The sequence below is a fragment of the Streptomyces sp. NPDC087859 genome (assembly GCF_044742595.1).
GTDB classification, from domain to species: domain Bacteria; phylum Actinomycetota; class Actinomycetes; order Streptomycetales; family Streptomycetaceae; genus Streptomyces; species Streptomyces canus_F.
Genome location: NZ_JBIUUU010000015.1, coordinates 41,492 through 66,931 on the forward strand (window position 1 = coordinate 41,492; position 25,440 = coordinate 66,931).

20 protein-coding genes are annotated in these 25,440 nt (G+C 71.5%); 10 read left to right on the plus strand and 10 right to left on the minus strand.

Features of this window, described 5'->3' with window-relative positions; all coding sequences use genetic code 11:
• The first annotated feature begins 8 nt into the window (after nucleotides 1-8).
• On the plus strand, nucleotides 9-203 hold the full coding sequence (locus ACIOHP_RS33370; RefSeq protein WP_401893363.1) for a DUF6191 domain-containing protein: 195 nt from the start codon (nucleotides 9-11) through the stop codon (nucleotides 201-203).
• Nucleotides 204-211: 8 nt separating this feature from the next.
• On the opposite strand, the gene ACIOHP_RS33375 is transcribed toward ACIOHP_RS33370, so the two are convergent.
• Both ACIOHP_RS33375 and ACIOHP_RS33380 read right to left on the minus strand, forming a co-directional pair.
• On the minus strand, nucleotides 212-1,378 hold the full coding sequence (locus ACIOHP_RS33375; RefSeq protein ID WP_401893365.1) for a PQQ-dependent sugar dehydrogenase: 1,167 nt from the start codon (nucleotides 1,376-1,378) through the stop codon (nucleotides 212-214).
• 113 nt (nucleotides 1,379-1,491) lie between these two features.
• Nucleotides 1,492-2,490 (minus strand): aldo/keto reductase, encoded by a 999-nt coding sequence (locus ACIOHP_RS33380; protein ID WP_361545522.1) that lies wholly within the window; start codon nucleotides 2,488-2,490, stop codon nucleotides 1,492-1,494.
• Between the two features lie 76 nt (nucleotides 2,491-2,566).
• Between ACIOHP_RS33380 and ACIOHP_RS33385 the strand changes: the two genes are divergently transcribed.
• The 6 genes from ACIOHP_RS33385 to serA all read left to right on the plus strand — a co-directional run bounded on the left by ACIOHP_RS33385 (nucleotide 2,567) and on the right by serA (nucleotide 12,508).
• Nucleotides 2,567-3,553 carry a 2-hydroxyacid dehydrogenase gene (locus tag ACIOHP_RS33385; RefSeq protein ID WP_401893367.1) on the plus strand — a complete coding sequence of 329 codons (987 nt, stop codon included), beginning with the start codon at nucleotides 2,567-2,569 and terminating at the stop codon, nucleotides 3,551-3,553.
• A 393-nt stretch (nucleotides 3,554-3,946) separates the two neighbouring features.
• Entirely contained in the window at nucleotides 3,947-6,940 is a 2,994-nt protein-coding gene (locus ACIOHP_RS33390; protein WP_401893368.1) for a putative bifunctional diguanylate cyclase/phosphodiesterase, read from the plus strand.
• Nucleotides 6,941-7,181: 241 nt separating this feature from the next.
• Nucleotides 7,182-9,026, plus strand: coding sequence for an acetolactate synthase large subunit (locus tag ACIOHP_RS33395; protein WP_361545530.1), 1,845 nt, complete (start codon nucleotides 7,182-7,184; stop codon nucleotides 9,024-9,026).
• A gap of 21 nt (nucleotides 9,027-9,047) precedes the next feature.
• Nucleotides 9,048-9,572: an acetolactate synthase small subunit gene (ilvN, locus tag ACIOHP_RS33400; protein WP_266887700.1), complete on the plus strand. Its 525-nt coding sequence runs from the start codon at nucleotides 9,048-9,050 to the stop codon at nucleotides 9,570-9,572.
• A gap of 117 nt (nucleotides 9,573-9,689) precedes the next feature.
• Nucleotides 9,690-10,688 carry a ketol-acid reductoisomerase gene (ilvC, locus tag ACIOHP_RS33405; RefSeq protein WP_046261684.1) on the plus strand — a complete coding sequence of 333 codons (999 nt, stop codon included), beginning with the start codon at nucleotides 9,690-9,692 and terminating at the stop codon, nucleotides 10,686-10,688.
• 230 nt (nucleotides 10,689-10,918) lie between these two features.
• The gene (serA, locus tag ACIOHP_RS33410; protein ID WP_327719553.1) at nucleotides 10,919-12,508 is read left to right on the plus strand and encodes a phosphoglycerate dehydrogenase; all 1,590 of its coding nucleotides are present in this window, start codon (nucleotides 10,919-10,921) and stop codon (nucleotides 12,506-12,508) included.
• Nucleotides 12,509-12,569: 61 nt separating this feature from the next.
• Here the strand turns inward: serA and ACIOHP_RS33415 are convergent, their stop codons facing one another.
• Nucleotides 12,570-14,111: an MFS transporter gene (locus tag ACIOHP_RS33415; RefSeq protein WP_361545535.1), complete on the minus strand. Its 1,542-nt coding sequence runs from the start codon at nucleotides 14,109-14,111 to the stop codon at nucleotides 12,570-12,572.
• A 76-nt stretch (nucleotides 14,112-14,187) separates the two neighbouring features.
• Between ACIOHP_RS33415 and ACIOHP_RS33420 the strand changes: the two genes are divergently transcribed.
• Nucleotides 14,188-14,772: a TetR/AcrR family transcriptional regulator gene (locus tag ACIOHP_RS33420; protein ID WP_401893369.1), complete on the plus strand. Its 585-nt coding sequence runs from the start codon at nucleotides 14,188-14,190 to the stop codon at nucleotides 14,770-14,772.
• Here the strand turns inward: ACIOHP_RS33420 and ACIOHP_RS33425 are convergent.
• From ACIOHP_RS33425 to ACIOHP_RS33445, 5 genes are all read right to left on the minus strand, one after another.
• The gene (locus tag ACIOHP_RS33425; RefSeq protein ID WP_401893371.1) at nucleotides 14,759-15,439 is read right to left on the minus strand and encodes an ATP-binding cassette domain-containing protein; all 681 of its coding nucleotides are present in this window, start codon (nucleotides 15,437-15,439) and stop codon (nucleotides 14,759-14,761) included. The genes ACIOHP_RS33420 and ACIOHP_RS33425 overlap by 14 nt on opposite strands.
• Nucleotides 15,436-16,356 (minus strand): ABC transporter ATP-binding protein, encoded by a 921-nt coding sequence (locus ACIOHP_RS33430; RefSeq protein ID WP_401893372.1) that lies wholly within the window; start codon nucleotides 16,354-16,356, stop codon nucleotides 15,436-15,438. Before ACIOHP_RS33430 ends, ACIOHP_RS33425 begins: the two co-directional genes overlap by 4 nt.
• A complete protein-coding gene (locus tag ACIOHP_RS33435; RefSeq protein ID WP_401893374.1) occupies nucleotides 16,346-18,085 on the minus strand; it encodes an ABC transporter permease subunit in 1,740 nt (579 codons plus the stop codon). The genes ACIOHP_RS33430 and ACIOHP_RS33435 overlap by 11 nt, the downstream gene beginning before the upstream one ends.
• Complete coding sequence (locus ACIOHP_RS33440) at nucleotides 18,082-19,569, minus strand: ABC transporter substrate-binding protein (protein WP_401893375.1); 1,488 nt, start codon at nucleotides 19,567-19,569, stop codon at nucleotides 18,082-18,084. Before ACIOHP_RS33440 ends, ACIOHP_RS33435 begins: the two co-directional genes overlap by 4 nt.
• Before the next feature lie 66 nt (nucleotides 19,570-19,635).
• Nucleotides 19,636-20,814: an MFS transporter gene (locus tag ACIOHP_RS33445; protein WP_401893377.1), complete on the minus strand. Its 1,179-nt coding sequence runs from the start codon at nucleotides 20,812-20,814 to the stop codon at nucleotides 19,636-19,638.
• Nucleotides 20,815-20,861: 47 nt separating this feature from the next.
• Here ACIOHP_RS33445 and ACIOHP_RS33450 point away from each other — a divergent pair, with 47 nt between their 5' ends.
• Nucleotides 20,862-22,271 carry a PLP-dependent aminotransferase family protein gene (locus ACIOHP_RS33450; protein WP_401893378.1) on the plus strand — a complete coding sequence of 470 codons (1,410 nt, stop codon included), beginning with the start codon at nucleotides 20,862-20,864 and terminating at the stop codon, nucleotides 22,269-22,271.
• Nucleotides 22,272-22,300: 29 nt separating this feature from the next.
• Here the strand turns inward: ACIOHP_RS33450 and ACIOHP_RS33455 are convergent, their stop codons facing one another.
• A complete protein-coding gene (locus ACIOHP_RS33455; RefSeq protein WP_401893379.1) occupies nucleotides 22,301-22,942 on the minus strand; it encodes a LysE family translocator in 642 nt (213 codons plus the stop codon).
• 80 nt (nucleotides 22,943-23,022) lie between these two features.
• On the minus strand, nucleotides 23,023-24,219 hold the full coding sequence (locus tag ACIOHP_RS33460) for a PucR family transcriptional regulator (RefSeq protein WP_401893380.1): 1,197 nt from the start codon (nucleotides 24,217-24,219) through the stop codon (nucleotides 23,023-23,025).
• A 127-nt stretch (nucleotides 24,220-24,346) separates the two neighbouring features.
• On the opposite strand from ACIOHP_RS33460, the gene ACIOHP_RS33465 reads away from it, so the two are divergent.
• Complete coding sequence (locus ACIOHP_RS33465) at nucleotides 24,347-25,273, plus strand: proline dehydrogenase family protein (protein WP_401893381.1); 927 nt, start codon at nucleotides 24,347-24,349, stop codon at nucleotides 25,271-25,273.
• The last annotated feature ends 167 nt before the right edge of the window (nucleotides 25,274-25,440 follow it).

Here is a 25,440-nt window from a genome sequence, read left to right on the forward strand (position 1 = left end):
GAGGTCCCGTGTTCAACGCCTTCGAGGAACTGTTCGCACCCGGTCGAAAACACACCCAGGACGAAGAGAACCGGCTGGCACTGTCACGGGAGGACATCGGAGACAACGACCCCGGACGCGGACCGATAGACCTCGCGTCCGGCAAGGTCGTCGTACGGCGGCCGACGCCGGACGAGGACGAGGACGAGTCCGCCGAGGACTGACGGCCCGGTCAGCTCACCTGTACCTGCAGGATCCGGTCGTCCCCCTCCTTCGGGTCGCCCCTCCCGTCCGTGTTGCTGGTGACCACCCACAGTTTGTCGCCGCCCGCCGACACCACCGTGCGCAGCCGGCCGTACTCACCCTCCAGGAAAGCCTGCGGGTCCGCCGAGGCCTCCGTGCCCTTCAGCGGGACGCGCCACAGGCGCTGCCCCTTCAGCCCCGCCATCCATATCGAGCCCTCGGCGTAGGCGATACCGCTGGGGGAGGCGTCATCCGTGGCCCACTGGGCTATGGGGTTGCGGAAGTCGCCCTTGTCGGACTTGCCCTCGGCCTCCGGCCAGCCGTAGTTGCCGCCCGGCTCGATCGCGTTCAGCTCGTCCCAGGTGTCCTGGCCGAACTCCGAGGCGAACAGACGCTGCTTGGAGTCCCAGGCCAGGCCCTGCACATTGCGGTGGCCGAGCGAGTACACGGGGGAGTCGGGGAACGGGTTGCCCGGGGCCGGCTCGCCCTCCGGCGTCAGCCGCAGGATCTTGCCGCCCAGGGACTTCTTGTCCTGGGACAGACCGGTGTTGCCGCTCTCGCCCGTGCCCGCGTACAGCATCTTGTCCGGGCCGAAGGCGATCCGGCCGCCGTTGTGGATATAGCCCTTGGGGATGCCCCTGAAGACGGTGTCCGGTGCGCCCAGCTGCTCGCCGGACGGCTTCCCCTCCTCGTACAGCATGCGGACGACGCGGTTGTCCGAGGCCGAGGTGAAGTAGGCGTAGACCATGTGGTCCGAGGCGTAGTCCGGCGACAGCGCGAGGCCCATGAGCCCGCCCTCACCGGCGGGGGAGACCCCCGGCACCTCGCCCAGCTCGGTCTTCTTGCCGGTCTCCCCGTCGACGCGGGTGATCGTCGCCTCGTCCCGGGAGGAGACCAGCAGATCGCCGTCGGGCAGCGGGGCCAGGCCCCAAGGGGTGTCCAGCCCGGTGGCGGCCGTGCGGAGCACCTTCACCGAGCCCTTCGCGGGAGGTGTCTCCTCGGCGGCCTGCCGGGTGGGGGAGGCCTCCGACGTCGTACTCCTGCTCGGTGTCGTACCACCGCCCGACGCCCCGCCACCGCCGTCGTCGGAGGAACACCCGGCCGTCACCAGGAGCACGGTTGCGGCCAACACGGCCGACACTGCTCGTCGTTGCACGATCTCGGTCCCTTCGACGCGGTGGCTTCTACTGTTCTTACACCGCTCGGGCCTCACAGGTTCCCGATCTCCGGGACCCGAACCGCGACGGGCCGCTGCGCCGCCGGATCCCGTCAGTCCCAGGATCCCCGCGCCTTCGGCAGTGCCGCCACCTCCGCCAGGTCCTGCGCGGACAGCCGCAGCTCGGCCGCCGCCGCGTTCTCCGTCACCCAGCGCTCCTGCTTGGCACCCGGGACCGGGACCACATGGCGGCCCCGGGACAGCACCCACGCCAAGGCCACCTGGGCCGGTGTGACGGCGTCGCCGTGGCGGGCGGCGATGCGGCGCAGACCGACGACGATCGGCTGGTTGGCGGCCATCATCTCCGCCGTGAAGCGGGGGTGGCGGGCCCGGACGTCGTCCGGTTCGAAGCCCTCGCCCGGGGTCAGGGTGCCGGTGAGGAAACCGTTGCCCAGCGGCATCGCCGCCAGGAAGCCGACCCCGCGGGCCTCGCACCACGGCAGCAGCGACTCCAGGGCCTCCGGCGACCACACCGACAGCTCCGCCTCCACCGCGCTCACCGGGAAGACCTGCTGGACGCGCTGCAACTGGCGGATCGTCGCGTCGTGCAGACGGGCCCCGGACCGGCGGCCACCGCGCGCGCCCACCGCGCACAGCCCCAGCGACCGCACCTTCCCGGCCCGGACCAGATCCGCCATCGCGCCCCAGGTCTCCTCGACCGGGACCTCGGGGTCGGCCCGGTGCAGCTGGTACAGGTCGATCACGTCCGTCTGCAGCCGCCGCAGCGACGCGTCGCACGCCCGCTTCACATAACCGGGCCGGCCGTTGGCCACGATGTGCTGCTCGCCGACCAGCAGCCCCACCTTCGTCGACACGAAGGCCTCACCGCGCCGTTCCTTCAACACCCGCCCCACCAACAGCTCATTGGTGAACGGGCCGTACATGTCGGCCGTGTCCAGCAGCGTCGAGCCCAGGTCCAGCGCCCGGTGCACGGCCCTGAACGACTCCTCGCCCCGCTGCCGCGACCCGCTGTAGGCCCAGCTCATCGGCATGCAACCGAGTCCGACACCCCCCACCGCGAGCGCCGCCGCCCCGATCGTCCTGCGCTCCACCTGCTCGTGACCCTCCCTCTTCCGGCACCCCACAACCTAACCTCTGCGCCTCACACACCTGACATAGCCTCTGACCATGACCGCTGACGTATGGCTCCCCATCCCGCCGGAAGAGATCGCAGGGCTCCCCCGAGGGCCCCACTACCTTTTCTGGGACGGGGGTGAGGACGGGCGGCAGGAGTTCCCCGGGGACCCGGCCGACTGCGCCGTGTACGTCGTGCCGTACATGAAGCGGCAGCCCGTGAAGGTCCGCCCGCTGAAGGAGATGCGCAACCTGCGGCTCGTCCAGACGCTCACGGCAGGCGTCGACGACGTCCTGGCGCAACTGGACGACATCGTGCCCGGCGTGGACCTGTGCAACGCGCGCGGTGTGCACGAGGCGAGCACCGCCGAGCTCGCCCTGACGCTCACGCTGGCCTCGCTGCGCGGCATCCCCGGCTTCGTCCGCGCCCAGCAGCAGGAGCACTGGCAGGGCGACTTCCACCCGGCGCTCGCCGACAAGTCAGTGCTCATCGTCGGCTACGGCTCCATCGGCTCCGCCATCGAGGACCGGCTCGTACCGTTCGAGGTCGCGCGGGTGGCGCGCGTCGCGCGCTCCGCGCGCACCACGGAGCGCGGACCGGTGCACCCGCTCGCCGAACTGCCCGCCCTGCTGCCGGAGGCGGACGTCGTCATCCTCTCCACGCCGCTGAACGACACCACCCGGGGTCTGGTGAACTCCGGGTTCCTGGCCCGGATGAAGGACGGCGCCCTCCTGGTGAACGTCGCGCGCGGTGGCGTCGTCGACACCAAGGCCCTGCTCGCCGAACTGGACAGCGGCCGGATCACCGCGGCCCTGGACGTCGTCGACCCCGAACCGCTGCCCGCGGGGCACCCGTTGTGGCAGGCGCCCGGTGTGCTCATCAGTCCCCATGTGGGCGGACCGACGTCCGCGTTCCTGCCGCGCGCCAAGCGGCTGTTGGTGGACCAGTTGGGGCGTTTCGTGAACCGGGAGCCACTGCGCAACGTGATCCTTACGACGGGCCCCACAAGCGCTGAGATCCGCGGAGCAACAAGCGCGTAATCCGTTTCCGGTACCCTCCGCAACCCCCCGGACGCGGTCCGTGCTCGCATCGCCGCTGGTCGTCACGGAGCGTAGAGGAACTATGTCCCTGAGTGACGAGACTGGTGTATCGTCCCGACAGGGGCTGCGCCGCGGACAGTTCGGCGCCGGGGATGGACATTGCAGACTGTGAGGGGGGCGACGGGCGATGCACGGCCTATGGACGAACGATCCGACGCGGCGAAGCCGCCGACGACGACCCTGGCGCACGGCCGCGCGCAGACGCGGTCACCACGGCAGCCACAGCTGCCGTCACAGCCATCACCAGCGCAGGCACAGCAGCCGCAGGAGGCATGCGCATCCAGCGGCCCCGGACTCCCGGGACCCTGGAGCGGCGCGGACCAGGAGGGTCCGGTGAGTTCGCCGCCGCCTCCCACGACCACCCTCAACGGAGCGCTGCGGGCACAGCATTCGCCGGGGGCGCTGCTTCCCCGGCCGCCGGCCTCCGGCAGCCGGACGAGCCTGGTCCACCAACTCCTGCTGGCCCTCGTGTGCGCGGGATACGCCGTCGGTTCCGCGCTCGGCTGGGGCTCCCAGGAAGTCGCGCTGATCATGGGCGACTTCGGGCTGAGCGCCGCGGCGGCCATCGCCGCCGTCTCCTGCTTCCTCTACGCCCGTAACCGGCGCGTCCGCTTTCGACTCGCCTGGATACTGTTCGCCCTCTCCTCGGCCATGGCGTCCCTGGGCAACCTGGTCTGGGGGTGGTACGAGGTCGTTCTGCAACGACCGGTGCCCACCCCCAGTTACGCCGACGGGTTCTTCCTGTGCTTCGCGCCGCCCGCCATCGTGGGCCTTCTGGTCCTCGCCAAACGGCCGGTGACGAAGGCCGGTTGGGTCTGCCTCGGGCTGGACGCCTGGCTGATCGGCGGCTCGCTGCTCACGCTCTCGTGGAGCCTGGCCCTCGCCCAGGCGGCACGGTCCGACGGGTCGAGCGTGTCGCAGACCGCGCTGTCGCTCGCCTACCCGCTGCTGGACATCGCCCTGGTCAGCATGGTGCTCGCGCTGCACTTCCGGCGCTCGGCGGTGAACCGTACGGCGGTGAACACCGCGATCGGCGCACTCGCCCTGACCGTCATGTGCGACGCCCTGTTCACCTCGCCGCTGGTCCAGAACGCCTACCGCTCCGGCCAGTTGCTGGACGCGGGCTGGTTCGCCGGCTCGCTCCTGCTCGCCTACGCGCCCTGGGCCGCATCCCGCCAGGGGCAGGCGGGCTCCGACGGGCAGGACGGCGCGGGGCACACGCGCGTGGTCCACGAGCATCTGCCGGGACAGCGCGGCGGCGTCCACCACCACGCGCCCCCGCAGGGAGGCGATCACAGCCGGTATCCGGCCGCGGGGCCCATCGTCGGCTCCCTGTCCGCGCTCACGCCGTACCTCGCCGCCGCCGTCTGCACGCTGGGCATCCTCTACAACGTCCTCAACGGCCACAGCGTCGACCGCGTGGTGCTCCTCACCGGCGGCACCGTCGTGCTCGCCCTCGTGGTGCGCCAGGGCATCATGCTGCTCGACAACATCACCCTCACCCAGGAGCTGGCGCAGAAGGAGAACCACTTCCGCTCCCTGGTGCAGGGCTCCAGCGACGTCATCATGATCGCCGCGCCCAACGGGATCCTGCGCTACGTCTCCCCGGCGGCCGCCGGTGTCTACGGCTGCCCCGCGGAGGACCTCGTGGGCACCGAACTGGCCAACCTCATCCACCCGGAGGACCTGGGCTGCGTGGTGCACGAGGTGCGCCGCTTCCTCGCCGCCAACCCTCTCGATGAACCCACCACCCGCATCGAGTGCCGTTTCCGGTCCGGTGACGGAGGCTGGCTCAATGTCGAGTCCACCGTCAACCGCCACCACGGCGGCCTCATCTTCAACAGCCGGGACGTGACCGAAAGAGTGCGCCTCCAGGCGCAGCTCCAGCACAACGCCGAGCACGACCCGCTCACCGACCTGCCCAACCGCGCCCTGTTCACCAAGCGCGTCCAGCACGCGCTCTCCGGCCGCCGCGCCTCCGACCGCGGCACCGCCGTCCTCTTCATCGACCTCGACGGCTTCAAGGCCGTCAACGACACGATCGGGCACCAGGCCGGGGACGAGCTGCTCGTCCAGGCCGCCCGCAGACTCCAGGACGCGGTCCGGCACGGCGACACCGCGTCCAGGCTCGGCGGCGACGAGTTCGCGGCCCTGATCGTCGGGGACGGCACCCGTGACCGCAGCGCCCGCGAGCGGCACATCCTGGATCTCGCCGACCGCCTCCGGATCACGCTCTCGCAGCCCTACCTCATCGACGGCAACGATGTCCGTGTCGCCGCCTCCATCGGCGTCGCGTTCTCGGAGCCGGGCCTCGGCGCGGGCGAGATCCTGCGCAACGCCGACCTGGCCATGTACCGCGCCAAGTCGGCCGGAAAGGGACGCGTCGAGCTGTACGCGCCCCAGATGCAGCAGGACGTCGTGCGCAAGGCGGAGCTGGCCACGCGCCTGCGTGCCGCGCTGCACGACGGCGAGTTCGCGCTGCTGCACCAGCCCGTGGTCTGTCTGGAGGACGGCCGGATCACATCGGTCGCCGCCCAGGCACGATGGCGCTCCTCGCAGGGGGTGCTCTTCACGCCGGCCGAGTTCCTCAGGGTCGCCGAGGACAGCGACAAGACGGCCGAACTGGGCCGCTGGATGCTGGAGGAGGCCGTCGAGCAGGCCGCCGAGCGCGCCGCGACCGGGCTGACCATGCCGGTGGCCGTCCGGATGAACGCCCGCCGGCTGCTGGACCGCTCCCTGCCGCTCGGCTCGATCGAGGCCCTGCTGACCCGGCACGGCCTGCCGTCCGGGTCCCTGGTGATCGAGCTGTCCGAGACCGACCCCCGGGTCTCCCTCGACGAGCTGGAACGCCGTCTCGGCGCCCTGCGCAGGCTCGGTGTCCGGATCGCCCTGGACGGCTTCGGGAGCGGTTACGCGGCGATCACGGCACTGCGCAGACTCCCCGTCGACGTGCTCAAACTCGACCGCAGTCTGGTCGAGGGGGTCGTGGAGTCCGCGCGGCTGCACAAGATCACCAGTGGTCTGCTCAGGATCGCCGGGGATCTCGGGCTGCAGTCCGTGGCCGACGGCGTGGATCTGCCCGAGCAGGTCGTGGCGCTGCGCGCGATGGGGTGCACACACGGGCAGGGAATGGCGTTCTCCGGTCCGTTGGACGAGTACCGGCTGCGCCGGGCGCTCGGTTCCGGCCATTATCCGGTACCGCACGGACCTGCGGAGCCCGCGTTCGCGGGGGGAGGTGCGGGGGTGTACACAAGTGGTGTGCCCGCTGTTCTCGGAGGCGGAAGTGCCCTTCGCTCACATAATGAGACTCCCGTCCCACCCGCTTGACACTGGGTGTGTGCCGGGGGGAGGGTCTGTGCCATGCGCACCCGAATTCTCGTACTTGGACAGCGCGTCGGCTGAGCTGGTGACGTCCGGATCGACCCGGAACTCCCAGCGACCACACCCGGCGCGCTCCCCTCGCTTGCCTCTTGGCACGAGGGGTTTTTTGTTGCACAGACACCAGGCGTAAAAAGCATCACACCGTACAAACCTCGCAAAAACCCTCAGCATCGAGAAGAGAATGACGATGACCGAGCAGGCCACCGGGGCCCATCCGCAGCCGCGGCCCCGATCCGGAGGACAGCAGTCCGCCCCCGAGCACGTCACGGGCGCGCAGTCCCTCATCCGCTCTCTCGAGGAGGTCGGCGCCGAGACGGTATTCGGCATTCCCGGCGGTGCGATCCTGCCCGCGTACGACCCGCTGATGGACTCCCGGCGGGTGCGCCACGTCCTGGTCCGCCACGAGCAGGGCGCCGGCCACGCGGCCACCGGTTACGCGCAGGCCACCGGCAAGGTCGGCGTCTGCATGGCGACCTCCGGGCCCGGTGCCACCAACCTGGTGACCCCGATCGCGGACGCGCACATGGACTCGGTGCCGCTCGTGGCGATCACCGGGCAGGTCGCGTCCAAGGCGATCGGCACGGACGCCTTCCAGGAGGCGGACATCGTCGGCATCACGATGCCGATCACCAAGCACAACTTCCTCGTCACCAAGGCCGAGGACATCCCGCGGGTGATCGCGCAGGCGTTCCACATCGCCTCCACCGGCCGCCCCGGCCCGGTCCTGGTCGACATCGCCAAGGACGCCCTCCAGGCGCGGACCACCTTCTCCTGGCCCCCCACCATGGACCTGCCCGGCTACCGGCCCGTCACCAAGCCGCACGCCAAGCAGATCCGCGAGGCCGCGAAGCTCATCACCAACGCCAAGCGGCCCGTCCTCTACGTCGGCGGCGGTGTCATCAAGGCACACGCCACCGCGGAGCTCAAGGTTCTCGCCGAGCTCACCGGAGCGCCCGTCACCACCACACTGATGGCGCTCGGCGCATTCCCCGACAGCCACCCGCTGCACGTGGGAATGCCGGGCATGCACGGTGCGGTCACCGCCGTCACCGCGCTGCAGAAGGCCGACCTGATCGTCGCCCTCGGAGCCCGCTTCGACGACCGCGTCACCGGCAAGCTGGACAGCTTCGCCCCGTACGCGAAGATCGTCCACGCCGACATCGACCCGGCCGAGATCGGCAAGAACCGCGCCGCGGACGTGCCGATCGTCGGGGATGCCCGCGAGGTCATCGCCGACCTGGTCCAGGCGGTGCAGAAGGAGCACAGCGAGGGCCACCAGGGCGACTACACCGCCTGGTGGAAGGACCTGAACCGCTGGCGCGAGACGTACCCGCTCGGCTACGACCAGCCGGACAACGGCTCGCTCTCGCCGCAGCAGGTCATCGAGCGCATCGGACAGCTCGCCCCCGACGGCACGATCTTCGCGGCCGGTGTCGGCCAGCACCAGATGTGGGCCGCGCACTACGTCCAGTACGAGCAGCCGGCCACCTGGCTGAACTCGGGCGGCGCGGGCACGATGGGCTACGCGGTCCCGGCCGCGATGGGCGCCAAGGCCGGTCAGCCGGACCGGACGGTCTGGGCGATCGACGGCGACGGCTGCTTCCAGATGACCAATCAGGAGCTCACCACCTGCGCCCTGAACAACATCCCGATCAAGGTCGCCATCATCAACAACGGCGCCCTCGGGATGGTCCGCCAGTGGCAGACCCTCTTCTACAACCAGCGGTACTCCAACACCGTGCTGCACTCCGGCCCCGACGACGTCAACCCGGAGGCCAGGGGCACCCGTGTCCCCGACTTCGTGAAGCTGTCGGAGGCCATGGGCTGCTACGCGATCCGCTGCGAGTCCCCGGACGACCTCGACAAGGTCATCGAAGAGGCCAACTCCATCAACGACCGCCCGGTCGTCGTCGACTTCATCGTCCACGAGGACGCCATGGTGTGGCCGATGGTCGCCGCCGGCACCTCCAACGACGAGATCCTGGCCGCCCGGGACGTCCGCCCCGACTTCGGCGACAACGAAGACGACTGAGCGAGAGAGACGTAAAAGATCATGTCCAAGCACACGCTCTCCGTCCTGGTGGAGAACAAGCCGGGCATCCTCGCCCGGATCGCCGCGCTGTTCTCCCGTCGCGGCTTCAACATCGACTCGCTCGCCGTCGGCGTCACCGAGCACGCCGACATCTCCCGCATCACGATCGTGGTGAGCGTCGAGGCGCTGCCCCTCGAGCAGGTCACCAAGCAGCTCAACAAGCTCGTCGAGGTGCTCAAGATCGTCGAGCTCGAGCCGGCGAGCGCCGTTCAGCGTGAACTCGTTCTGGTGAAGGTGCGCGCCGACAACGAGACGCGCTCGCAGATCGTCGAGATCGTCCAGCTGTTCCGCGCCAAGACCGTCGACGTCTCCCCGGAGGCCGTCACCATCGAGGCCACCGGCGGCAGCGACAAGCTGGAGGCCATGCTCAAGATGCTGGAGCCGTTCGGCATCAAGGAGCTCGTCCAGTCCGGCACGATCGCCATCGGCCGCGGCGCCCGTTCGATCACGGACCGCTCACTGCGCGCCCTCGACCGATCTGCGTAACGCTTTGTACGGGCGGCCGCGGTCGTCGGCCGCCCGTATGGCGAGACCCCGAAACTTCACGTCACCCCGCCGTCATACGGTGGGACGCAACACCTGCACTCAAGGAGAGAACCCAAAGTGGCCGAGCTGTTCTACGACGCCGACGCCGACCTGTCCATCATCCAGGGCCGCAAGGTCGCGGTCATCGGTTACGGCAGCCAGGGCCACGCCCACGCGCTGTCGCTGCGTGACTCGGGTGTCGACGTCCGGGTGGGTCTGCACGAGGGCTCGAAGTCCAAGGCCAAGGCCGAGGAGCAGGGCCTGCGCGTGGTGACGCCGTCGGAGGCCGCCGCCGAGGCCGACGTCATCATGATCCTGGTGCCGGACCCGATCCAGGCCCAGGTCTACGAGGAGTCCATCAAGGACAACCTCAACGACGGCGACGCGCTGTTCTTCGGCCACGGTCTGAACATCCGCTTCGACTTCATCAAGCCCCCGGCCGGCATCGACGTCTGCATGGTCGCCCCGAAGGGCCCGGGCCACCTCGTCCGTCGCCAGTACGAGGAGGGTCGCGGCGTTCCCTGCATCGCGGCCGTCGAGCAGGACGCCACGGGCAACGCCTTCGCGCTGGCCCTGTCGTACGCCAAGGGCATCGGCGGCACCCGCGCGGGCGTCATCAAGACGACCTTCACCGAGGAGACCGAGACCGACCTCTTCGGCGAGCAGGCCGTTCTCTGCGGTGGTACGGCCGCGCTGGTCAAGGCCGGTTTCGAGACGCTGACCGAGGCGGGCTACCAGCCCGAGATCGCGTACTTCGAGTGCCTGCACGAGCTGAAGCTGATCGTCGACCTCATGTACGAGGGCGGCCTGGAGAAGATGCGCTGGTCCGTCTCCGAGACCGCCGAGTGGGGCGACTACGTCACCGGTCCCCGCATCATCACGGACGCCACCAAGGCCGAGATGAAGAAGGTCCTCGCCGAGATCCAGGACGGCACCTTCGCGCGTGAGTGGATGGCCGAGTACCACGGCGGTCTGAAGAAGTACAACGAGTACAAGCAGCAGGACTCCGAGCACCTGCTGGAGACCACCGGCAAGCAGCTGCGCAAGCTGATGAGCTGGGTCGACGAGGAGGCGTAAGCCTCGGCCGACGGGGCCGGAACGCCATGCTCCGGCCCCGTTGTCCAACCCGTCGGAGCACGGACGGGTGATCCTTCCGCAGAGGCGCAAGACGACCTCCGCCGCGCCACTACACTGGCGCACAACATTCGCGTCAGGCCCACAGCGTCGTGCGTCTTCCACGCGGCTAGCCACCTCCACCGCATGCGGCCGTCGGGACGGCCGTCCGCATTGGACTTGTGAGGACTCACGTGAGCTCGAAACCTGTCGTACTCATCGCTGAAGAGCTGTCGCCCGCGACCGTCGACGCGCTCGGCCCGGACTTCGAGATCCGGCAGTGCAACGGCGCTGACCGGGCCGAGCTGCTGCCCGCCATCGCCGACGTGGACGCGATCCTGATCCGCTCCGCCACCAAGGTGGACGCCGAGGCGATCGCCGCCGCGAAGAAGCTGAAGGTCGTCGCACGAGCCGGCGTCGGCCTGGACAACGTCGACGTCTCCGCCGCCACCAAGGCCGGCGTGATGGTCGTCAACGCCCCCACCTCCAACATCGTCACCGCCGCCGAGCTGGCCTGCGGTCTGCTGCTGGCCACCGCGCGCCACATCCCGCAGGCCAACACCGCGCTGAAGAACGGCGAGTGGAAGCGCAGCAAGTACACCGGCGTCGAGCTGGCGGAGAAGACCCTCGGTGTCGTCGGCCTCGGCCGCATCGGCGCGCTCGTCGCCCAGCGCATGTCGGCCTTCGGCATGAAGGTCGTGGCCTACGACCCCTACGTGCAGCCCGCCCGGGCCGCGCAGATGGGCGTGAAGGTCCTCTCCCTCGACGAGCTGCTCGAGGTCTCCGACTTCATCACCGTGCACCTGCCGAAGACCCCCGAGACCCTCGGTCTCATCGGTGACGAGGCCCTGCACAAGGTCAAGCCGAGCGTGCGCATCGTCAACGCCGCGCGCGGCGGGATCGTCGACGAGACGGCGCTGTTCTCGGCGTTGAAGGAGGGCCGCGTCGCCGGCGCCGGCCTCGACGTGTACGCGAAGGAGCCCTGCACGGACTCCCCGCTCTTCGAGCTCGACGAGGTCGTCTGCACCCCGCACCTCGGCGCCTCCACCGACGAGGCCCAGGAGAAGGCCGGCATCGCCGTCGCCCGCTCCGTGCGCCTGGCGCTCGCCGGTGAGCTGGTCCCGGACGCCGTCAACGTCCAGGGCGGCGTCATCGCCGAGGACGTCAAGCCGGGTCTGCCGCTCGCCGAGCGCCTCGGCCGGATCTTCACCGCGCTCGCCGGTGAGGTCGCGGTCCGCCTCGACGTCGAGGTCTACGGCGAGATCACCCAGCACGACGTGAAGGTGCTGGAGCTCAGCGCCCTCAAGGGTGTCTTCGAGGACGTCGTCGACGAGACCGTGTCGTACGTCAACGCCCCGCTGTTCGCGCAGGAGCGCGGTGTCGAGGTGCGCCTGACGACCAGCTCGGAGTCGGCCGACCACCGCAACGTCGTCACCGTGCGCGGCACACTGGGCAACGGCGAGGAGGTCGCGGTCTCCGGCACGCTGGCCGGTCCGAAGCACCTCCAGAAGATCGTCGCGGTCGGCGAGTACGACGTCGACCTGGCCCTCGCCGACCACATGGTCGTCCTCAAGTACGAGGACCGGCCGGGCGTCGTCGGCACCGTGGGCCGCGTCTTCGGAGAGGCCGGCATCAACATCGCCGGCATGCAGGTGTCCCGTTCGGTGGCCGGTGGCGAGGCGCTCGCCGTCCTGACGGTGGACGACACGGTGCCCCCGGCGGTCCTGGCCGAGCTCGAGGTGGAGATCGGGGCCACGTCGGCTCGTGCGGTGAACCTGGTCTGACGTACCACGCGAAAGGCCGGGCGGGCTGAGGAAACCCTCAGCCCGCCCGGCCTTTTCCGTCCTACGCGGGAACCTTGTCCGGCTCCGGCTCCTTCACCGGCTCCCGTACCTCGACACCCCGCAGCGTCACCGCCGCCAGCACCGCCGCACCCGCCAGCAGCACCGCCCCCGCGATCGCCGCCGCCTGCATCCCGTTGGTGAACGCCTCCCGGGCCGCGGCCGCCAGTCCCGGCACCTGATCGGCGACCGCCAGCGCCCCGCCCAGGGTCTCGTGGGCCACGTCGGGCGCCGAGGCCGGGATGTCGTGGCGGTAGACGGCCGTACCGATGGAGCCGAGGACCGCCATGCCCAGCGCGCCGCCGAACTCCGCGCCGGTCTCCATCAGGGAGGACGCGGTGCCCGCCCGCTCGACCGGCGCGGTGCCCATCGCGAGGTCCATGATCTGGGACATCACGGTGACGCCGCCGACCGCGAGGACACCGCAGGAGGCCAGCACCAGCCACATCGAGTCCGTACCGGCCAGTGCCAGCAGCGCGAAGCCGCACGCGGAGATCGCGAAGCCCGCGGTGATGACGTAGGCGCGGTTGACGCCCTTCTGGACCAGAGCGGTCGCGATCGGTGCCGCGGCCCCGATCGGCACCGACGGCAGCAGCGCCCACAGGGCCGACTCCAGCGCGCTCTTGCCGAGCACCGACTGAAGGTACTGCGTGGTGAAGTAGGCCGACCCCAGGATCCCGAACGCCGAGACGAGGTTCAGCGCGACGGAGGGCGCGAAGCCGCGGCCGCGGAACAGGGCCGGGTCGATCATCGGTGAGGCCGTGGTGCGCTGGCGGTGGACGAAGAGGGCCGCGAAGAGCAGACCGACGGTGATCGAGACGACGTAGCGGACGTTCCAGCCCTCCGAGGGGATCTCCTTGAGGCCGTAGACCACGGGGAGCACGGCGACCATCGACAGGGGGACGCTCACCCAGTCGAAGCGGCCGGGGGAGGGGTTCCTCGACTCGGGGAGCAGCAGCGGGCCGAGGACCAGCAGTAGGGCCATCGCGGGCAGGTTGACCAGGAAGACCGAGCCCCACCAGAAGTGCTCGACCAGTACCCCGCTCATCACCGAGCCGAGCGCGATCCCGGCCGTCATCACGCCGGACCAGATGCCGATCGCCTTCGCGCGCTGGCCGGGGTCGGTGAACATCGTGCGCAGCAGGGCCATCGTCGACGGCATCAGGGTCGCGCCGCCGATGCCGAGGACCGCACGGGCCGCGATCAGGGTCTCGGCGCTGTTCGCGTATGCCGCCACCAGCGAGGCGGCGCCGAAGGCGGCGGCGCCGATCACCAGGAGCCTGCGGTGGCCGATGCGGTCGCCGAGCGAGCCCATCGTCATCAGCAGTCCGGCCAGCACGAACGCGTAGATGTCGAAGATCCACAGCTGCTGGGTGCCGCTCGGCTCAAGGTCCGCGCTGATCGACGGGATCGCGAAGTAGAGGACGGAGACGTCCATCGAGACCAGGAGCAGCGGAAGCATCAGGACGGTGAGGGCGGTCCATTCACGGCGTCCGGCGAGGGTGCCGGCGGAAGTGCCCTCGGGAGTGCTCGTCGGGTTCGTCATGGCGGCGACTATACGGACGTCTTAAACGCTTGTCTATGACGCTTGTATAAATCGCTTGTCTAGATAGAGTGGGCGCATGGGACACCGTGAGGACCTGCTCGAAGGCGCCAAGCGCTGCCTGCTGGAGAAGGGCTTCGCGCGCACCACGGCGCGCGACATCGTCAAGGAGTCGGGGACCAACCTCGCCTCGATCGGCTATCACTACGGCTCGAAGGACGCGCTGCTGGCGGAGGCGTATCTGTCGCTGGTCGGGGATCTCTCCGAAGCCTTCGACGGCGAGGGGGCCGCCGGGATCGTGGCGGAGCCCGGTTCGATCGAGAGGTTCCGGGAGGTGTGGTCGAACATCATCGGCACCATGCGGGGACCGGGTTCGATGTGGCGCCTCAGCGTGGAGATCGTGGCCATGGGCGACCAGCTGCCCGCGGTACGCGATCACCTGGCGCAGCAGCAACGCGATGCCGACAGCGCCCTCGTCGCACTGTTCATGGGGATGCCGGAGGAGGACGTCCCGGACGAGACCCGGGACACCCTCGGCAAGTTCTACACGACCCTGATGACGGGTCTCATCACGCAGTGGATCTTCGACCCCAAGAACGCGGCCGACGCCGACGCGCTCACCGAAGGCCTGAGCCAGGTGATCGCCGGGGTCACGAAGAGCTGATCCGCCCGTCCCGCATCTCGATCACCCGGTCCGCGAAATGCCGTACGACCGCCCGGTCGTGGCAGATGAACAGATAGCCGAGCCCCAGCTCGTCCTGGAGGTCGGTCAGCAGGTTCAGCACCCCGGCCCGCACCGACGGGTCCAGCGCCGACACCGGCTCGTCCAGCACCAGCAGGCGCGGCTCGGAGGCCAACGCCCGGGCGATCCCGGCGCGTTGGCACTGGCCGCCGGAGAGCTCGTGCGGATACCGGTCGCCGTACGACGGGTCGAGGCCGACCCGGTCGAGGAGTCCGGCCACCCGGGCGGGACCGGACGCGGCGGTCCAGCGGCCCTGGACCTTCAGCGGTTCCGCGACCGCGTCCCGGATGCGGTGGCGGGGGCTGAGGGAGCCGTAGGGGTCCTGGAAGACGGGCTGCATACGCGGGCGCAGGGGACGGAGTTCGCGTTCCGTCAGGGTCGTCAACTCCCGGCCCTCGAAGCGCACTTCGCCGGAGGCCGGGCGGCGCAGCTGAAGCACCGCCAGCGCGGTGGAGGACTTTCCGCAGCCGGAGGGGCCGTTGAGGGCGAGGGTCTCGCCGGCCTCCAGGGCGAAGCCCACACGGTCCACCGCGGTCACGTCACCGTGACGGACGACGAGGGCGCGGACGTCGAGAAGGAGTGTGCTCACACTTTCTCCCAGTGGTGGCAGGAGACCAACCGCCCCTCCACGTGCCGCGGTTCAGGTTCCTCGCGGCGGCAGGTGTCGGTGGCGAGCGGACAGCGCGGGGCGAAGGCGCAGCCCGGCGGAAGCGTGCCCGGGGCCGGGGGTGTGCCGGGGAGGGCGGGCAGGCGGCGGCCCCGGGCGTTCTGCGGGAGGGACGCCAGCAGGCCCGCTGTGTACGGGGCCCGGGGACGGGCCAGCACCTCCTGTGCCGGGCCGAGCTCGGTCAGCCGGCCGGCGTACATGACCAGCGCGCGGTCCGCGTGGCGCCGTACGACGTCCAGGTCGTGCGTGACCAGGACGAGCGCGGCGCCGACCGCCTCCCGCTGCTCGGCGAGGACCCGGAGCACCTGCTCGCGGCGTTCCTCGTCGAGGGCGGTGGTGGGTTCGTCGGCGACCAGGATGTCGGGTTCGTTGATCGTGGCCATCGCGACGACCGCGCGCTGGCGCATACCGCCGGAGAACTCGTGCGGATACGACCGTGCCCGGCGCGCGGCGTCCGGGATGCCCACCCGGTCGAGTGCCGTGATCGCGCGCGCCCGGGCCTCCTTGCGGGAGACGCGGGCCACCGACCGTACGGCGGCGGCGAGTTGGTCGCCCACCGGGTGCACGGGGGAGAGGGCGGACAGGGCGTCCTGGGGGACCAGGGCGATGCGGCTCCCGCGCTCGGCCGAGAGGTCCGGCCGGACGGTCCCGGTCGCCGTCGCGTCCTTGGGCAGCATGCCCAGCAGCGCCCGGGCGGTCAGGGACTTGCCCGCGCCCGACTCGCCGACGACCGCCAGCACTTCACGCGCACGGATGTCGAAGGACAGTCCGCGCACGACCTCGACGCCGTCGAAGGCGATCCGCAGATCGCGTACCGACAGCAGTGCCTCAGACTCCAACGGGGACCTCCCGCACGGCTTGCCGGCCTTTCGTGACGTTCCGGCCCTGCGCGTACGACGCCCCCGACACCGCGAGCCCCGCCAGCAGGGCCAGCGCCACGGCCGGGGCGAGGGCGGCCCAGGGGGCGCGTTCGACATAGGCGCGGGACTCGTCGAGCAGCAGGCCCCACTCCGGGGCGGGCGGCTGGGCGCCCAGGCCCAGGAAACCCAGTGAGGCCAGGGCGAGCGCGATGCCGGGCAGCCGCAGCAGGGCGTGCCGGCCGACGGGCGCGGCCACCGAGGGCAGGACGTGCCGGGTCAGGATCCACAAGGGCGGTGCGCCGATGGCGCGTTGGGCCATCAGGAAGGAGGACGCCCGGACCTCCTGCACCAGTGCCGCCGCGTGCGCGGCCAGCGGCGGCCACGAGATCAGGGCGACCGCGAGGGCCGCGCCGCCCGTGCCGGGTCCGGCCGCCGCGGCGACCAGGATGCCGACGATCACCGGGGGCAGGGCGTTGGCGATGTCCGCCGCGCCAGCCGCGACACCGGGCAGGAAACCGAGCGCCAGCGCGACCAGCAGGCTCAGCAGACAGACGGCGGCGGCCGTGCCGACGGTGGCGGCGGCGCCGTGCCCGAGCCGGGCCAGGACGTCGCGGCCGAGGCCGTCGGTGCCGAGCGGGTGCGACCCGGTGGGAGAGGCCAGCCGGTTCGTCGTGTCGATCGCGTACGGGTCGCGCAGCAGACCCCAGCCGATCGTCACGGCGAGGACGGCGAACAGGACCGACGGGATCGCCGGGTGGGTACGGACCGGCCGGGCCGGCGGCAGGGTGAGCGAGGCGTCCCGCAGGGCCGGACCCAGCAGCCGGCGACGGGTGAGCGCGGACAACGCCCCCACGGCCAGACCGAGCAGCAGCAGGGCGAGCACCGCACCCTGGAGCAGCGGCAGGTCCTGCGACTTGGCGGCCCCCAGCGCTGTGCGCCCGATCCCCGGTACCGCGAACACCGTCTCCACGGCGACCGCGCCCCCGGTCAGACCGACGGCGGCCATCCCGAACTGCGGGACGAGAGGAGGCAGTACGCGCCGGAGGGCGGCCGCGGAGACCCGGGCCCCGCCGACCCCGGCCCCGCGCCACAGCTCCACCCACCGCTCGTCGAGCACGGCGGGCAGCGCGTCCGCGACCAGCCGCCCGAGCAGCCCGCCCGCGGGGACGCCGAGGGCGAGGGCGGGCAGGACCATGTACGCCGGACCCTGCCAGCCGGAGGTGGGCAGCCATCCCAGCCACACCCCGCAGACCAGCAACGCGACGGTGGCCAGCAGGAATTCGGGCACGGCGGCCAGCATCGCCGCGAAAGCCCCGGCCGACCTGCGCCCCAATACCAGCACGGGCGCGACCAGCGCACCCGCGAGCAGCACCGCGACGACGAAGGCCGCGCCCATCAGCGCCAGCGACACCTGGAGCCCGGACCCGACGGACGGCAGCACGTCGGTACCCGACACCCACGAGGTCCCGAGGTCCCCGTGCAGCAGATCGGACGCCCAACTCCCCAGCAGCGAAAGGGGACCCGCGTCGAGGCCGAGATCCTGTCGTACGGCGTCCAGGGCCTCCTTCGTCGGATCCTGCTCGGCGGAGCGGGCGCGCAGGACGGTGAGCGCCGGGTCCCTGCCGGAGAGCCAGGGGAGCAGCCCGACGGCGGTCACGGTCCCGAGCAGGCACAGGATCCGGGTCACCCCGGCCGCGGTCGGCCTCACTTGACGTACGTGCCGGCCGTGACCAGCTCACGCTCGCGCGGGTCGTGCGCGGCGTCCACGACGTCGGCGGCGTCGCCCTGGATCACGCGCTCGTGCAGCATCGGGACGGCCGCGTCGGTGCCGAGCACGGCGGCCTCGGCGGCGATGACGGCCTTGCGCCGGGCCTCGCCGGTCCTGGTCCCGCCGGCCTTCTTCAGGGCGGCGTCCACCTGGGCGTCGGCGAGCTGGGAGATGTTGAAGGAGCCGTCGGAGGCGAAGTCGCTGTAGAGGTAGGCGGCCGGGTCGCCGGAGTCGAGGACGGTCGCTCGGGACAGGATGAAGGCGTCGAACGCGCCGGCGAGGGCGTCGGACTCGATGTTGGCGTACTCGCGGACGTCGAGCTTCACCTTGAACCCGGCCTTCTGAAGCTGCTGTTGCAGGGTGGCGGCGACCTCGGGGAGTTCGGCGCGGTCGGTGAAGGTGCCGATGGTGATGCTCCGGCCGTTCGGCTTCGCGGCGGCGGTGCGCTTGACGTCCGACCGCAGTTCGGCGGCCCACGGCAGCGCCGGCCCGAGCAGCCCCTCGGCGACGTCCGCCCGCCCCTCGTACACGCCCTTCACGATCGACTCGGCGTCGATCGCCTCGCGGGCGGCGGCTCGCAGGGCGGCGTCCTTGAAGACGCCCTTCCCGGTGTTGAGGTAGAGGGTGTTGGTGCGCGGCATCGGGACCTCGGTGATCAGGTCCTCGTCGAGGAGGGCGGCCTGGGAGACGGGGACCGCCTCGACGATGTCGGCCTCACCGCTGCGCAGGGCGGCTGCCCGGGCGGTGCCGTCGGGCACGAACTTCACGTCGATACCGGGGGACTTGGCCTTGCCGCCCCAGTAGGCGTCGTAGCGGTCGAGGGTGGCGGAGGAGGTGCCGTCGACCTCGGTGAGCTCGAAGGGGCCGGTGCCGGCGCCGACGGGGTTCACCGTCTTCCCGCCGTAGGCCTTCGCGGCGAGGATCGACAGCTGGGGCGAGCTGAGCCGCTGCGGGACGAGGGGGTCCTCGTCGGCGGTGGTGACGGTGACGGTGTCCGGGTCCTTCGCCTTCGCGGTCAGTTCGACGCCGTCGAGGATGCGGGGCTTGGGGGAGGCGGTGGCGGCGGTGGTGAGCGAGCGTACGACCGCCTCGGCGTCGAGCCTGGTGCCGTCGTGGAAGGTGACGCCGTCGCGTATCTCGAAGGTCCACGTCCTGCCGGACTGCTGCCACTCGGTGGCGAGCGCGGGCTCGGCGTCCCCGTCGGCGTCGAGCTTCACGAGGGTCTCCGCCGCCGACCAGCGGGACAGCTTGAACGCGTCGTCGGAGAGCGGGGAGAGGGCCGAGCGCGGGGGCAGCATCATCGCGACCCGGACGCGCTTGCCGTCGCCGTCGCCCTCACCCTCGGCGGAGGCACCGGAGAAGCAGCCGGTGAGCAGGGTGGACGCCACGGCGGCCGAGAACAGGTGACGGGCGGGCAGGCGCACGGAACGCTCCGGGTAAAGGGGTGGTCAAGGGTGAGCGCGCCGACGCTAACACAATGACAATCGTTTTCAGTAATCTGTGTGACGGAGATCGCGCACCGCCGGGACCAGGGCGATCAGCATCAGTGCGGCCGTCGCCGCGAACGCCCACGGATAGCCGGTCAGCCCCGCCAGGACACCGAAGCCCGCCGCGCCGACGCCCATGCCACCGTCGTAGGCGAGATTCCACAGCGCGCTGACCGTGCCGTACGAAGAGGCGGACACCCGGGCGTACATCAGGGTCAGGGTGGCGTTCTGGGCGATGCCGAAGCCGGCCCCGAACAGCGCCGATCCCGCGACGACGGCGATCGGGCTGCCGGTCGCGGCAGTGACCAGCACGCCCGCCGCCGACAGGAGCAGGCCGGGCAGGACGAGCCCGGAGCTGCCGTGCCGGTCGCCGTGCCGGCCCGCCAGCCAGCGGGTGACGGTCGCGGCCGCGGGCTGGGCGAACAGGGCCGCCGCGATCACTCCGGAGGACACCGAACCGGCCGCCAACGGCAGGAAGGTGACCAGGATTCCGGCGGCCGTCGCGGTGGCGCCGAAGATGAGGACGGGGCGCAGCAGGGCGCCGGTGCGCAGCCCGCGGACCACACCGACCGGCCGCTCGGCGCTCGCGCCACGGTCCGGCAGGCCGAACACCGAGACGATCGCGGCGAGTGCGGCACCGCCGCCGACGGCCGCGACGGTCCCGTATCCCGCGCGCTCCGCCAGCCACAGCCCGAGCGGCAGCGCGACCAGCGACGGCACACCGGACACCACGCCCACCACGGCGAGGCCCTCGCCCCGGCGCTCGGCCGGGATCAGTGTCGCGGTCAGGGCGCCGCCCGCGACGATGGTGAGCGCGAAGCCCAGTCCGCGCACCAGACACACGGCAACGATCCACCCGATGTCCCGGGAGGCGGTCAGCGCCAGGGCCGGGGCGCCGAGCAGGAACAGACCGGCGATCAGGACCACCCGGTATCCGAAGCGTGCGACCAGGCGGGGAGTGACCAGTTCGCCGAGGACCGTGGAGAGCATCAGGGCACCGGTCGCGAGACCCGCCGCACCGCCGCCACCTGACCCGGCCGCGTAGGCGGGTACGACCGACAGCAGCAGAAAGAAGCTGACGGACGCCCCGACCAGGCTCACGAAGCGGAGCAGCAGGGGCCGGGTGAGCAGGGGCGGACGCGAACCGGTCGTCCGCGCGGGGGGCTTGGCCGAAGTCGTCATACCGTCGACGGTAGGTTCGCACCGGCCCTCCGCTAAGCTCCAATTCCATGCCAGTGCAGTGGGCCGGTCTGTCACCAGAGCTGCTTCTGACCGTCGACCGGGGCAGTGCGCAGCGACTGTCCGCGCAGGTGGAGGGGCAGCTGAGGGACGCGATCCGCACCGGGCGGCTCCAGGCCGGTGAACGCCTCCCGTCCTCCCGGGAACTCGCGCGCGAGCTCGGTCTGTCCCGTGGTCTCGTCCAGGACTGCTACGCCCAACTCCAGGCCGAGGGCTACCTCGTGACCCGCGTCGGCTCGGCCACCCGCGTGGCGGCCTGTGCCCAGCCGACGGCACCTGTTCCGGCACCCCCACCCGACGCCCGCCCCCGGCTGATCGCCGACTTCCGCCACGGGGTGCCGGACCTGACCTCCTTCCCGCTCGCCGACTGGCTCTGGGCCACCAGGGAAGCGGCCCGGCACATGCCCACCGCCGACCTCGACTACGGCGATCCGCGCGGGAGTTCGGCCCTGCGCGAGGTCGTCGCCGGATATCTGCGCCGGGTGCGCGGCGCCGCCGCCGACCCCGCCAGGACCGTGGTCTGCTCGGGCTACGCGCAGGGGCTGAGCCTCACCCTGGGCGCCCTCGCCCGCCGGGGTGTGCGGGTCGTGGCGTACGAGGACCCGGGCGGCCCGGCCACCGCGCGGGCGGCCGCCGAGGCGGCGGGGCTCACGGCCGTACCGGTCCCGGTCGACGAAGAGGGCCTGGACGTGGGTGAGTTGGCGGCCACCGGCGCCCGGGCTGTGATCGTCACCCCGGCCCACCAGTGGCCGACGGGAGTCGTGCTGGCGCCCGACCGCCGCCATGCGCTCATCGACTGGGCCGTGCGCCAGGACGCGTACGTCATCGAGGACGACTACGACGCCGAGTTCCGCTACGACCGCGAACCGGTCGGTGCGCTCCAGGGGTTGGCGGCCGACCGGGTGATCTCCATCGGCACGGTCAGCAAGTCACTGGCCCCCGCCCTGCGGCTGGGCTGGCTGCTGTGCCCGCCGGCCCTGGTCGACCTGGTCACCGACCTCAAACGCGTCACCGACCGCGGCTCACCCACCCTCGACCAGCTCGCCCTCGCCCGCCTGATCGAGTCCGGCCGCTACGACCGCCATCTGCGCCGCATGCGCACGACGTACGCCACCCGCCGCACCGTCCTCGTCGAGACCCTGGCCGCACACGCCCCCGCGGTGCGGCTGTCCGGACTGGCTGCGGGGTTCCACGCGGTGGCCCATCTGCCCGCGACGGCCGACGAGCACGCCCTCGTCGGCGCGGCTCGCACTCGCGGGGTCGGCCTGTACGGCATGAGCGCGTGCCGCACCTCGCAGGCCGCGGAGCCCCCTCAACTCGTCCTGGGATTCGGTGATGTGACGGAACGCGCCATCGTGGAGGGGGTGGCGGCGGTGGCGGATCTTCTCGACGGTGGCTGAGTCACACCGCGCGCGTCGATCCCGATCGGTCACTCCCCGAAGGCGAGGCGTGCCCCGAAGGCGGCGATGACCGTGCCGGTGACGCGGTCCAGGACGCGGCGGGCGGACGGGCGGCGGAGGGTGTCGCGGAGGGTGCGGGCGAAGAGGATCAGGACGCCCGACCAGATCACCCCGAGCCCGATGTGCACGCCCGCCAGCAGGGTGCCGGCCAGCAGGTGCGCCGCCGCGCCGCCCTCCGGGACGAACTGCGGCAGGACCGCCATGTAGAAGGCGCCCACCTTCGGGTTGAGCAGGTTCGTCAGGGCGCCCTTGCGCCAGCCGCTCCAGAAGCCGCCCCCGCTGTCCGCGTCCTCCGCGGGCCCGGCGTCCCCGCCCCGCCGCCGGAGCGTCGCCCACACCATGCGCGCGCCCATCCAGACCAGGTACGCGGCGCCCGCCCAGCGCAGGGCCGTGTAGGCGAGGTGGGACGCGGTCAGGACGGCGGTGACGCCGAGCGCGCCGAGCACGCCCCAGACGAGGGTGCCGGTCTGGATGCCGAGAACGACGCCCCACGCGCGCGTGCGGCGCCCCGTGACGGCGGTGCGGAGTACGAGGGCGGTGTCGATGCCCGGAGTGAGGGTCAGCAGGCCCACGATCAGTGCGAAGGAGCCCAGTGCGGAGGCAGTGATCATGCGGGCACTGTAGAGGCGGAGACCGTCGGCTTCCCCTTCTTTCTGCCCGGATTCGGGCAGGAGGAGTCAAAAAAGGAGCTCTAGAGGCGCGCGCCCTTCAGCGCCATGTGCAGCAGCAGCCGGTCCTCGCCGTCGTCCAGGTCCAGGCCCGTCAGCTGCTCCACCCGGGACAGGCGGTAGTACAGGGTCTGGCGGTGGATGCCCAGTTCGGCGGCCGTGCGGCCCGCCTGGCCCGCGCGGTCGAGGTAGATCTCGGCGGTACGCGCGAGTTCGCGGTGGGCGGGGGAGAGCAGGGGCCGTACGGCGGGATCGTGGGCCGTCTCCGCGGGGAGCGAGGTCAGCAGCCGGTACGGGCCGATCCGCGACCACTCCGCGACCGGGCCGAGCGCCGGCTCCGCGAGGGCCGCGCGGGCCGCCGCCGAGGCCTCCTGCCAGGACGTCGCCAGGTCACCGAGACCGGTACGGGGCTCACTCACGCCGGCCGCCCGGGCGCCTTCCCCCAGCAGCCTCTGCGCCGCCGCGAGCGCCGGCGCCCGCACCTCGGGCGACCGCAGCCGGACCAGGACCGCGAGACTCTGCCCGGTCGCGCCCCACGGAACCGTGCACAGGGCCGTCGTGTGCGGCACCGTCCGCGCGGACGGCGCGTCGTCCGGGTCGGCCGACGGCCACGGCGCGACACACACCACCGCGTGCGGCCCGTCGCCGCGCGGGCCGAGCGCCGTACGCAGCGCCGCCACCGCCATGTCCCCCTGCCAGCCCCGCTCGGCGGTCAGCACCGCCCGCAGCTCCCGGCTGAGGTCCGCCCCGTGCTGCGCCTCGTCCGCGAGCAGCGCGCCGATCCGCACCGTCACCTCCATGGCGGCGGTCAGCTGGGCCTCGGTGGGCCCGGGGTCGGACTCCAGCAGCCAGACGTATCCCAGGACGACACCCCGATGACGTACGGGAAGACAGATCCGTCCGCGGTACACCCCCGCCTCGGGCGTCGGCGGGATACGGACCGGTCCGGTCGCGCGCGTGATGCCGAAGCCCTCGAACCAGGTCCGGACCGCGGCCGTCGAGCGGCGGGTCAGGATCGAGCGGGCGCGCACCGGGTCCAGGGCGGACGGATCGAGGTCGCCCTCACTGTCGTACGCCCCGAAGGCGATCAGCTCGAAGTCGCGGCTCTCCAGGGTCGCGGGCACCCCGAGGAGCTCGGAGATCTCGTCGACCAGCTCCTGGTAGTCACCGGCTCGGCTGGACGACGCGGCATCGGCTGTCACTCGGGCATTCTCCCGCACAATCCCGCCCCTTCATACATCTGTCTGAGATCTGTGGCACGGATGCGTGACAGCTGTCGATGGCCGACGATCGGAGGGATCCTTAGGTTTCACGGTGGTTCTATCTGCTGGTTTGTGGAGGTGCCCCGTGCTGGGTCCCGTGATTCTTGCCGCGTCGCGCAGCGACCGGATGCGACGCCTGATCTCGGCGGCGCCGGTGACCAAGCAGGTCGTCGACCGCTTCATCCCCGGCGAGACGGTCGACGAGGTCGTGCCGATCATCAGGGAGCTCACGGACCGGGGTCTGGAGCTGACGATGGACGTCGTCGGCGAGGACATCACCACCCCCGAGCAGGCCGAAGCCGCCCGGGACGCGTACCTCCGGCTCGTCGACCGGCTCAAGGAGCTGGACCTCGGCACCCGCGCCGAGATGTCCGTGAAGCTGTCGATGTTCGGACAGGCGCTGCCGGGCGGCCACGAGCTGGCCCTCGCCAATGTCCGGCCGGTCGTCGAGTCCGCCGCCGCCATCGGTACGACCGTGACGCTGGACGCCGAGGACCACACCACCCTCGACTCGATGTTCGCCATCCACGAGGAGCTGCGGAAGGACTTCCCGCAGACCGGCTGCGTCATCCAGGCCTACCTCTTCCGCACCGAGGCCGACGCCCGCCGCCTCGCCGACAGCGGCAGCCGGGTGCGGCTCGTGAAGGGCGCCTACAAGGAGCCCGCCGAGGTCGCGTACCAGCAGAAGCACGAGATCGACAAGGCGTACGTCCGCATCCTCAAGGTCCTGATGGAGGGCGAGGGGTACCCGATGATCGGGTCCCACGACCCGCGCCTGATCTCCATCGCGCAGGAACTGGCCCACCGGGCCGGCCGCAAGCCCGACGAGTACGAGTTCCAGATGCTGTACGGCATCCGCGGCGACGAACACCTGCGCCTCGCCGCCGAGGGCCACCGCATGCGCGTCTACACGGCCTACGGCACCGACTGGTACGGCTACTTCATGCGCCGCCTCGCGGAGAAGCCCGCCAACCTGCGCTTCTTCGTCCGGTCGATGGTCAGCAAGGGGTGATGCGCTGGGATGAGCCGCGACTGTCGGTCCCCGAAGAGTTTCGGAGACCGACAGCCGCCGCCCTGCGGCCGGCTGAGCCGGACCCAGATCCGCGAAGGAGTTACGGATCTCGTGACTCCGCCCCCGAAGGGGCTTCTCACCAGCTCGCCGCAGCGAGTCCGTGACGG

Bases quoted from the DNA above. Each gene is read 5' to 3' on its own strand.
- ACIOHP_RS33445 (WP_401893377.1), bottom strand. From the start codon at position 20,814: ATGACGACTTCGGCCAAGCCCCCCGCGCGGACGACCGGTTCGCGTCCG.
- ACIOHP_RS33415 (WP_361545535.1), bottom strand. From the start codon at position 14,111: ATGACGAACCCGACGAGCACTCCCGAGGGCACTTCCGCCGGCACCCTC.
- ACIOHP_RS33395 (WP_361545530.1), top strand. From the start codon at position 7,182: ATGACCGAGCAGGCCACCGGGGCCCATCCGCAGCCGCGGCCCCGATCC.
- ilvN (WP_266887700.1), top strand. From the start codon at position 9,048: ATGTCCAAGCACACGCTCTCCGTCCTGGTGGAGAACAAGCCGGGCATC.
- ACIOHP_RS33455 (WP_401893379.1), bottom strand. From the start codon at position 22,942: ATGATCACTGCCTCCGCACTGGGCTCCTTCGCACTGATCGTGGGCCTG.
- ACIOHP_RS33385 (WP_401893367.1), top strand. From the start codon at position 2,567: ATGACCGCTGACGTATGGCTCCCCATCCCGCCGGAAGAGATCGCAGGG.
- ACIOHP_RS33450 (WP_401893378.1), top strand. From the start codon at position 20,862: ATGCCAGTGCAGTGGGCCGGTCTGTCACCAGAGCTGCTTCTGACCGTC.
- ACIOHP_RS33420 (WP_401893369.1), top strand. From the start codon at position 14,188: ATGGGACACCGTGAGGACCTGCTCGAAGGCGCCAAGCGCTGCCTGCTG.